Genomic DNA, 8,347 nt, shown 5'->3' with positions numbered 1-8,347 from the left:
ACCCCCCCACCCTCTCCCTCCTGGTCGGGCGCCGGCGGCTTTTGGCTGTGGGCCCCACTCCCCCGGGCGCTCGCCCTGGTTGGCAACGCGATGCCAACTCGGCCGACGGGAGTGACGCCTCGGCTTGCGCGGGTGACGCTTCGGCCGACGGGGGCGACGCTTCGATCAGAAGCGGCGGGAGGAGTACGTCGGGGTCAGGGCGTCCTTGATCTCGCGGAGCCAGGCGTCGAGACGATCGCCGGTGAAGTCGCCCTTCCGCACGATGACGATCGTCCAGCCGTGATCGATCAGCCAGCCTCGTCGCTCTTCATCGTAGATTCGTTGGTCGGGGTCGTCGTGGTCCTCGCCGTCGTACTCGATCGCGACCTTGGCGAGTCGGTAGGCGAAGTCGAGGCGATAGGTCGGGATTCCTTCGACGTCCACCCAGACCTGTGCCTCGGGAAGAGGGAGGCCGGCGTCACTGATCGCGAGCAAGGTCCACGATTCACGCTGGGACTCGAGGCGGCGGTTCAGGAGGGGGACTAGTTCGCGAAGCTGGACGACACCGCGGCGCCCGCGAAAACGGGGCAGCTCCTTGTCGAGGGAGTCCCGAGTGATCCCGTGGTGTCTGGCGAACTCGTTGAGCGCGGCCATCGCCTCTCGCCGCTTCAGGTTGCAGCCGAGGTCGAGCGCGGTGCGTAGCGGCGTCGTCACACGTACGCCGCCAATGACCGCGATGTCCTCGGGCAGGAGGTCGCGCGATCGGCCATCGGTGCCTGGGCGCCGCGTGCGGGTGTGCCCGCGAAGGGCACACGTCTCCACGGCCGGAAGCTGTGCGATCTCGGTCGGGGTGAAGGTGTTGATGCCGTGCACCCAGGCGGCGGTTCGGTCGCTGATCACCTGGTGCTCGGACACCACCTGCACGAGCGCCTCGGCGCGCTTCACCGGATCGTCCTCCGCCTGCGCGGCGAGATAGACACCCCGGAAAGGGCGGCGTACGTCCCCATGGCTGATCGCCTGAGCGAGGGCGTACCGGTTGGTCGCGACCGACTCGATGTCGGACGTGGTGAAGGGACGCTCTGGCAGGCGGCTGTCGGTCTTGACGAGTGAGAGATTCATGGCCGCAGCGTGCGACAGGTTGCGTACGAAGTCATCCGTCTTTTCAGAGGCTGTGGATAACTTCGGACTCAGCGTGCCCTGTGGACGGAAACTGGCCCGTCATCGTGACGCCTCGGCCGACCGGAGTGACGCCTCGGCCGACGGGGGTGACGCCTCGGCGGGGTGGGTCAGCGCTGGCCCTTGAGAGCCCGGGGGATCTCCTTGCCTTGCGCGATCGCCTTCTCGGGGGCCTTGACCTTCTTCACCTTGAGTACGCCGACGAAGCCGAGCAGGGCGGCGAGGAGGACGTAGAAGCCGAAGACGATGAGGAAGGACCAGTGCAGGCCGAGGCCGGCCCAGTGGATGAAGTAGGCCGCCGAGACGGACAGCATGATCACGGCGAGGACCAGCAGGAACGCGGCTGCGGCGAAGAGACCGACGCCGACGCCGGCGTTGGTCACCGAGACCTTGAGCTCCTGTTTGGCGAGCGTGATCTCCTTGTTGACGAGCTCGGAGATGTCGCGGGTGGCGTCGACGACGAGCTTGCCGATCGTCGGGTCCTCGCCGCCCGGGGACTTCACGATGTCGACTGCCATGGGAACCCTTCGCTGAACGTGTATTGGGGAGCGCCCACGACCTTACCGGTCGCGACCCTGATCATCCTCGAACACGTCCGGCACGCCGTCCTTGTTGGCATCGTGAGTCTCGACCTCCTCGATGCGGCGGTAGACCCGGTTGCGGGCCCGCAGCACCACCGTCGCCAAGGCAGCGGCCAGGACCGACCCGAACAAGACGCCCACCTTCATGTGGTCGTGGGCGCCGGGATCGGAGTGGAAGGCCAGCTCGCCGATCAGCAGCGACACCGTGAACCCGATGCCAGCCAGCATCGCCATCCCGATCACGTCGGTCCAGGCGAGGTCGTCGTCGAGCGACGCCTTGGTGAACCGGGCCAGCAGCCACGTCGAGCCGGCGATGCCGATGGTCTTGCCGACCACCAGGCCGAGGATGATGCCGAGCGTGATCGGATCGCGCAGCGCGCTGGTCACCCCGTCCCAGCCGCCGAGGGAGACACCGGCGGCGAAGAAGGCGAAGATCGGCACCGCGACGCCGGCCGAGACCGGCCGGACCAGGTGCTCGAAGTGCTCGGCGAGGCCGCGCTTGGCCTCAGGGTTGCGAGCGATCACCGGCACGGTGAACCCGAGCAGCACGCCCGCGACGGTGGCGTGGACGCCACTGGCGTGCACGAGAGCCCAGGCGATCGCGGCGAGCGGGAGGAGCAGCCAGGGGCTGCGAATGCGGCGCTGGACGAGCACCGCGAAGAGCCCGATCGGGACGAGCGCCAACAGCAGGTAGCCGATGTGGAGCTCCGAGGTGAAGAAGATCGCGATGATGATGATGCCGAGCAGGTCGTCGACGACGGCGAGAGTCAGCAGGAACGTACGCAGCCCTGCGGGCAGGTGAGTCGAGATGACCGCCAGGATCGCGACCGCGAAGGCGATGTCGGTGGCCACCGGGGTCGCCCAGCCGGCCAGCGACCCGCCGCCGATCACGTTGACGACGACATAGACCAGCGCCGGGGCGACCATCCCGCCGACCGCGGCCGCGATCGGCAAGGCGGCCCGTCGTGGGTCACGCAGGTCGCCGGAGACGAACTCACGCTTGAGCTCCAGGCCGGCGACGAAGAAGAAGATCGCGAGCAGGCCGTCGGCCGCCCAGGCCCCGATGGTCAGGTCGAGATGAAGCGACTCAGGTCCGACCCGGAAGTCGCGGAGCGCCTCGTACGCATCCTGCCAGGGGCTGTTGGCCAGGATGACCGCGATGATCGCGGCGATGATGAGGAGTACGCCGCCCGTCGTCTCGGCTCGCAGGATCTCGGCCGTCCGTGAGGTCTCCAGCCAGGAGCCGCGGGTGAAGAGGCGGTTGCGGGTGTCGGTCACGAGTGGGCCTCCAGGGGCTCAGGGGTCGATGAACTCACGCCGACCAGACTTCCCGGCACACCTGACGACGACCCTAGCAAGCGCGTTCGCCGAAGTCCGAGGGGTGATCAAGGTCGATGCCATCGCTACCAGTTAACAGACACAAACCGAAGAAAACGCCGACAAACAAATCAAATAGAGAGTGAGTTGCTGCACAAATACCCCATCATGCACCGGGTTCCGTTGCATAGTGAGGTCAGCCCTCACCGAACGGTGGGGCCGCTCCGGTCGCGCCGAGGCCCGTCACAACCGGAGGAGAGTCGATCCGACCACGGTGGCGGGCACGGGGGAGCCAAGCAGTACGCCGGGAGCCAGAGACAAGGCAGACCGGCTTGGGGTGAAGGCGTAGGTGAGACCAGCGCCCGGGCAACAGCAGCCCGAATCCGACAGGTGAACCTTCGCAGGCGTCGCTGCAACAGGGGAACCTCGAATGACCGGATCGTGTGTCCGTGCGCTTTCGCGCGCCTACAGAACGACGACCGTCGGCCTCGCGACCGCCCTTGTGGTCGGTCTCGCGCTCGTCGCTGCTCCCAACCAGTCCGCCACGGCAGCTTCCCCGCCGGGCGCAAGTGCCCAGACCAGCGCCAACACGAGCGCTCAGACGAGCACCCACACCACCAAGAAAAAGAAGAAGAAGTCGCGCGGGCTGCGAGCGCTGCGCCGCGTCAAGAGCCAGGCCGGCGACCCCTACTCCTACGGCGGCAACGGCCCCCACGCCTACGACTGCTCGGGCTTGACCCAATGGGTCTACAAGAAGCTCGGCCGCAAGCTGCCGCACAGCTCATCGGCCCAGGTCAGCCACACCTTCAAGGTCAAGAAGCCGCGCAAGGGCGACCTGGTCTTCTTCTACGGCAGCGGCGGTGTCTACCACGTCGGCATCTACGCCGGGAAGCACGACGGCCGCCGCTGGGTCTGGCACGCGCCCAGGTCCGGTGAGACCGTCAAGAAGGACCCGATCTGGACCGACAGCCACTTCATCCGCCGGGTGAAGCACTAGAACGTACGCAGCGGCCCGGCCGCCCCGCGAAGGGCGACCGGGCCGCTGCGCGTGCCGAGCGTGATCACTCGTCCGTGGCGGTCGTCTTCCCGGCAGCGATGAGGTCCATGATCGTCTGGTCGGCCAGCGTCGTGGTGTCGCCGACGCCGCGACCCTCGGCGAGGTCGCGGAGCAGCCGCCGCATGATCTTCCCCGAGCGCGTCTTGGGCAGCTCGGGCACGATCATGATCTGCCGCGGCTTGGCGATCGGGCCGATCTCCTTGCGGACGTGGTCGGAGAGCTCCTTGTGGCAGTCCTCAGGCGACCCGTCGCGCAGGATGACGTACGCCACCACGGCCTGCCCCGTGTCGGGGTCGGTCGCGCCGACGACCGCAGCCTCGGCGACGTAGGGGTGCGAGACCAGCGCCGACTCGATCTCGGTCGTGGAGAGCCGGTGTCCGGACACGTTCATCACGTCGTCGACGCGGCCCAGGACCCAGACGTCACCGTCCTCGTCCTTCTTCGCGCCGTCGCCGGCGAAGTAGAACCCTTGGTCCTTGAATCGCGCCCAGTAGGTGTCGATGTAGCGCTGGTCGTCGCCCCAGATCGTACGCAGCATCGACGGCCACGGCTGGGTCAGCACGAGGTAGCCACCGGCACCGTTCGGGACGGAGACGCCGTTGTCGTCGACCACGTCGGCGCCCACGCCCGGCAGGGCCTTCATCGCCGAGCCCGGCTTCCCGTGGGTGACCCCGGGGAGCGGCGAGATCATGATCGCGCCGGTCTCGGTCTGCCACCAGGTGTCGACCACGGGCACCGAGGAGCCACCGATGACGTCGCGGTACCAGATGTAGGCCTCGGGGTTGATCGGCTCACCGACGGACCCGAGCAGGCGGACCGAGGAGAGGTCGCGGCCGTCCGGGATCGCGCGCCCCTGCTTCATGAACGTCCGGATCGCGGTCGGCGCGGTGTAGAAGATCGTGACGCCGTACTCCTCGATGATCTGCCACCAGCGACCCTTCTCCGGGTAGTCCGGGGTGCCTTCGTAGAGCACCTGGGTGGCGCCGTTGGCCAGCGGCCCGTAGACGATGTAGGAGTGGCCGGTGATCCAGCCGATGTCGGCGGTGCACCAGTAGACGTCGGTCTCGGGCTTGAGGTCGAAGACCTCCCAGTGCGTGAACGCCGCCTGGGTGAGGTAGCCGCCGGTGGTGTGCAGGATGCCCTTCGGCTTCCCGGTGGTCCCGCTCGTGTACATGACGAAGAGCGGGTGCTCGGCGTCGTGCGCCACTGGAGTGTGCTCGGTCGACGCCGACGAGACGGCATCCGACCACCACTTGTCGACCGAGTCGTTCCAGTCGACGTCCTGCCCGGTGCGCTTGACCACGAGTACGTTCTCGACCAGGCCGGGCTGAGTCGCCTCGACCTTCGTGACCGCCTCGTCCACGGCGGGCTTGAGCGCCGAGGGCGCGCCACGGCGATAGCCGCCGTCCGAGGTGACGATCAGCTTCGCGCCGCAGTCGACGACGCGGGTCGCGAGAGCGTCGGCGGAGAAGCCACCGAAGATGACGGTGTGGATCGCGCCGATCCGCGCGCAGGCCAGCATCGCGATGACGGCCTCGGGGATCATCGGCATGTAGATCGCCACCCGGTCGCCCTTGCCGACCCCGAGGGCCTCGAAGGCGTTCGCGGCCCGGGAGACCTCGTCCTTGAGCTCGGCATAGGTGATGGTGCGCTTGTCGTCGGCAGGCTCGCCGACCCAGTGGATCGCGACCCGGTCGCCGAGCCCGGCCTCGACGTGGCGGTCGACGGCGTTGTAGGCGACGTTGATCTCGCCACCCTCGTACCACTTCGCGAACGGCGGGTTGTCCCAGTTCAGGACGCGATCGAACGGCTTGGACCAGGTGAGCCGTTCCGCGGCGGCCGCCCAGAACGCGTCGCGATCCGCAGCAGCGGCGTCGTACGCATCGGCCTTGACGTTGGCAGCGGCGGCGAGCTCGGCAGGCGGCTCGAACCGGCGCTTCTCGTGCAGCAGGTTGGACAGGGTCTCGTCGCTCACAGTGACTCCTACGTACGAAAAATGTGTGGCTCAAGCCACAGGGTAGTGCGGGGGAAAGAATGATGGCGGGCCGTCGTACAACACCACGTGTACGACGGCCCGCCGTGAGGGATCAGTGCGTGATCGCCTTCTCCGAGCCGGCGCCGGTGAGGGCGCGCACCTCGAGCTCGACGTAACGCTCAGCGGTCTCCGGCTCCTTCGACGTCACCGTGCCCAGCCAGCCCAGGAAGAATCCGAGCGGGATGGAGATGATGCCGGGGTTCTCCAGGGGGAACCAGGAGAAGTCGATGCCGGCCGGGAACAGCGAGAGGCTGTCGCCGGTGGCCGGGTCGACCTTGCCGGAGACGACCGGCGAGAAGAAGACCAGACCGACACAGGAGATCAGGCCGCCGTAGATCGACCACACCGCACCACGGGTGTTGAACCGCGCCCAGAACATGTTGTAGATGATTGCCGGCAGGTTCGCCGAGGCGGCGACCGCGAAGGCCAGTGCCACCAGGAACGCGATGTTCAACGACTGCGCTGGGATGGCCAGCAGGATCGCGACCAGGCCGATGCCCGCCGCGGCCCAGCGAGAGACCTTCATCTCCTCCTTCTCGGTGGCCTTGCCACGCTTGATCACCGAGTTGTAGATGTCGTGGGCGACGGAGACCGAGGAGGTCAACGTCAGACCCGCGACCACGGCGAGGATCGTGGCGAAGGCGACCGCGGCGATGAGTGCCAGCAGTACGGCGCCACCGATGGAGCCTTCACCGCCACCGACCTCCTGGGCGAGCAGTGGTGCCGCCAGGTTGCCGGCCTTGTCCAGGGTGGTCGGGTCGACCAGAGCGGCCGCACCGAAGCCCAGGACCAGGGTGAACAGGTAGAAGACGCCGATCAGGGCGATCGCCCACAGCACCGACTTGCGGGCATCCGCCGAGGTCGGGACGGTGTAGAAGCGGATCAGGATGTGCGGCAGGCCGGCGGTGCCGAGCACCAGGGCGAGCCCGAGCGAGACGAAGTCCAGCTCGCTGGTGAAGCTCAGGCCGTACTTCAGTCCGGGCTGGAGGAAGGCGTCGCCCTTGCCCGAGGCGTCGGCCGCGGAGCCGAGCAGCTCGGAGAGGTTGAAGCCGAACTGGGCGAGCACCAGGATCACGATCAGCGCCGAGCCGGTCATCAGCAGGACGGCCTTGACGATCTGGACCCAGGTGGTGCCCTTCATCCCGCCGACGGTGACGTAGAAGATCATCAGCGCACCGACGAACAGGATCACGATGTTCTTGACGAGCTGGTCCTCGACGCCGAGCAGCAGGGCCACCAGGGCGCCCGCACCGACCATCTGGGCCAGCAGGTAGAAGATGCTCACGACCACTGTGGAGGTCGCGGCCGCCAGGCGGACCGGGCGCTGCTTCATCCGGTACGCCAGCTGGTCGGCCATCGTGTAGCGACCGGAGTTACGCAGCACCTCCGCGACCAGCAGCAGCGCCACCAGCCAGGCGACGAGGAAGCCGATCGAGTAGAGGAACCCGTCGTAGCCGGACAGGGCGATGGCGCCTGAGATGCCGAGGAACGACGCCGCCGACATGTAGTCGCCGCCGATGGCGAGACCGTTCTGGAAACCGGAGAAGCCGCGGCCGCCGGCGTAGTAGTCGGCCGCGGTCTTCGTCTGCCGGCTCGCCCAGAAGGTGATGCCGATCGTGACCGCGACGACCGCGAGGAAGAGGACCGTGGTGAGGATCTGGCTGCCGTCCATCAGAGCTGCCTCTTCTCGATCTCGTATTCCTCATCCAGCTTCCGAGCCAGCGGGTCGAGGTGCTTGTTGGAGTAGTTGGCGTAGAGGTAGGCGATGCCGAACGTGGTCGCGAACTGCAGGAGCCCGAAGACCAGCGCGACGTTGATGTTGCCGATGAGCTTGGTGTTCATGAAGTCCTCCGCCCAGTTGGAGCAGAAGACGTAGAGGAGGTACCAAACCAGGAAGGCCACCGTGGCCGGGAATACGAACTTCCGGTACGCCGACCGCAGAGCGCGAAACTCTGCCGTGGCGTGCAATCTGTCGTAGACCGGGTCGTGTCGGTGGGCTTGGTCGTGCGCTTCTTCGCTCACGGTCGAACCCTTTCGTTGACGAGGCCGCCTTCCGTGGGGGTGGAGGACGGACAGCGTGTGATCGCAGTCACATTAGGGGCCGGTCGGACCGCCCGTCGCGGGGTAACGCCCGGTCCCTCGGTAGACGGCGTCGTCGCGCGACGAGCGGTCGATTTCGTACGCTGAATGGCGTCTGCCGCG

7 protein-coding genes are annotated in these 8,347 nt (G+C 67.4%); 1 reads left to right on the top strand and 6 read right to left on the bottom strand.

Annotation, left to right across the window (positions count from 1 at the left end; translation table 11 throughout):
* Positions 1–165: 165 nt before the first annotated feature.
* From ABTW65_RS27005 to nhaA, 3 genes are all read right to left on the bottom strand, one after another.
* Positions 166–1,098, bottom strand: a complete 933-nt coding sequence (locus tag ABTW65_RS27005; protein ID WP_350665942.1) for a type IV toxin-antitoxin system AbiEi family antitoxin — start codon at positions 1,096–1,098, stop codon at positions 166–168.
* Positions 1,099–1,265: 167 nt separating this feature from the next.
* Positions 1,266–1,673 (bottom strand): phage holin family protein, encoded by a 408-nt coding sequence (locus ABTW65_RS27000; RefSeq protein WP_350665940.1) that lies wholly within the window; start codon positions 1,671–1,673, stop codon positions 1,266–1,268.
* Positions 1,674–1,715: 42 nt separating this feature from the next.
* Positions 1,716–3,014, bottom strand: a complete 1,299-nt coding sequence (nhaA, locus tag ABTW65_RS26995) for a Na+/H+ antiporter NhaA (RefSeq protein WP_350665938.1) — start codon at positions 3,012–3,014, stop codon at positions 1,716–1,718.
* 469 nt (positions 3,015–3,483) lie between these two features.
* On the opposite strand from nhaA, the gene ABTW65_RS26990 reads away from it, so the two are divergent.
* Positions 3,484–4,050, top strand: a complete 567-nt coding sequence (locus ABTW65_RS26990; RefSeq protein ID WP_350665936.1) for a C40 family peptidase — start codon at positions 3,484–3,486, stop codon at positions 4,048–4,050.
* Between the two features lie 64 nt (positions 4,051–4,114).
* On the opposite strand, the gene acs is transcribed toward ABTW65_RS26990, so the two are convergent.
* The 3 genes from acs to ABTW65_RS26975 all read right to left on the bottom strand — a co-directional run bounded on the left by acs (position 4,115) and on the right by ABTW65_RS26975 (position 8,167).
* Positions 4,115–6,085 carry an acetate--CoA ligase gene (gene acs, locus ABTW65_RS26985; RefSeq protein ID WP_350665934.1) on the bottom strand — a complete coding sequence of 657 codons (1,971 nt, stop codon included), beginning with the start codon at positions 6,083–6,085 and terminating at the stop codon, positions 4,115–4,117.
* 112 nt (positions 6,086–6,197) lie between these two features.
* The gene (locus ABTW65_RS26980; protein WP_350665932.1) at positions 6,198–7,817 is read right to left on the bottom strand and encodes a monocarboxylic acid transporter; all 1,620 of its coding nucleotides are present in this window, start codon (positions 7,815–7,817) and stop codon (positions 6,198–6,200) included.
* Positions 7,817–8,167, bottom strand: coding sequence for a DUF485 domain-containing protein (locus ABTW65_RS26975; RefSeq protein ID WP_350665930.1), 351 nt, complete (start codon positions 8,165–8,167; stop codon positions 7,817–7,819). Before ABTW65_RS26975 ends, ABTW65_RS26980 begins: the two co-directional genes overlap by 1 nt.
* Positions 8,168–8,347 lie beyond the last annotated feature (180 nt).

It is taken from the genome of Nocardioides sp. NPDC127503, assembly GCF_040302165.1.
GTDB lineage: Bacteria > Actinomycetota > Actinomycetes > Propionibacteriales > Nocardioidaceae > Nocardioides.
This window is presented reverse-complemented; position numbering and strand designations above follow the sequence as displayed.

Excerpts from the sequence above, each read along its gene's own strand:
- ABTW65_RS27005 (WP_350665942.1), bottom strand. The coding sequence starts at position 1,098 with ATGAATCTCTCACTCGTCAAGACCGACAGCCGCCTGCCAGAGCGTCCC.
- ABTW65_RS27000 (WP_350665940.1), bottom strand. The coding sequence starts at position 1,673 with ATGGCAGTCGACATCGTGAAGTCCCCGGGCGGCGAGGACCCGACGATC.
- ABTW65_RS26990 (WP_350665936.1), top strand. The coding sequence starts at position 3,484 with ATGACCGGATCGTGTGTCCGTGCGCTTTCGCGCGCCTACAGAACGACG.
- ABTW65_RS26980 (WP_350665932.1), bottom strand. The coding sequence starts at position 7,817 with ATGGACGGCAGCCAGATCCTCACCACGGTCCTCTTCCTCGCGGTCGTC.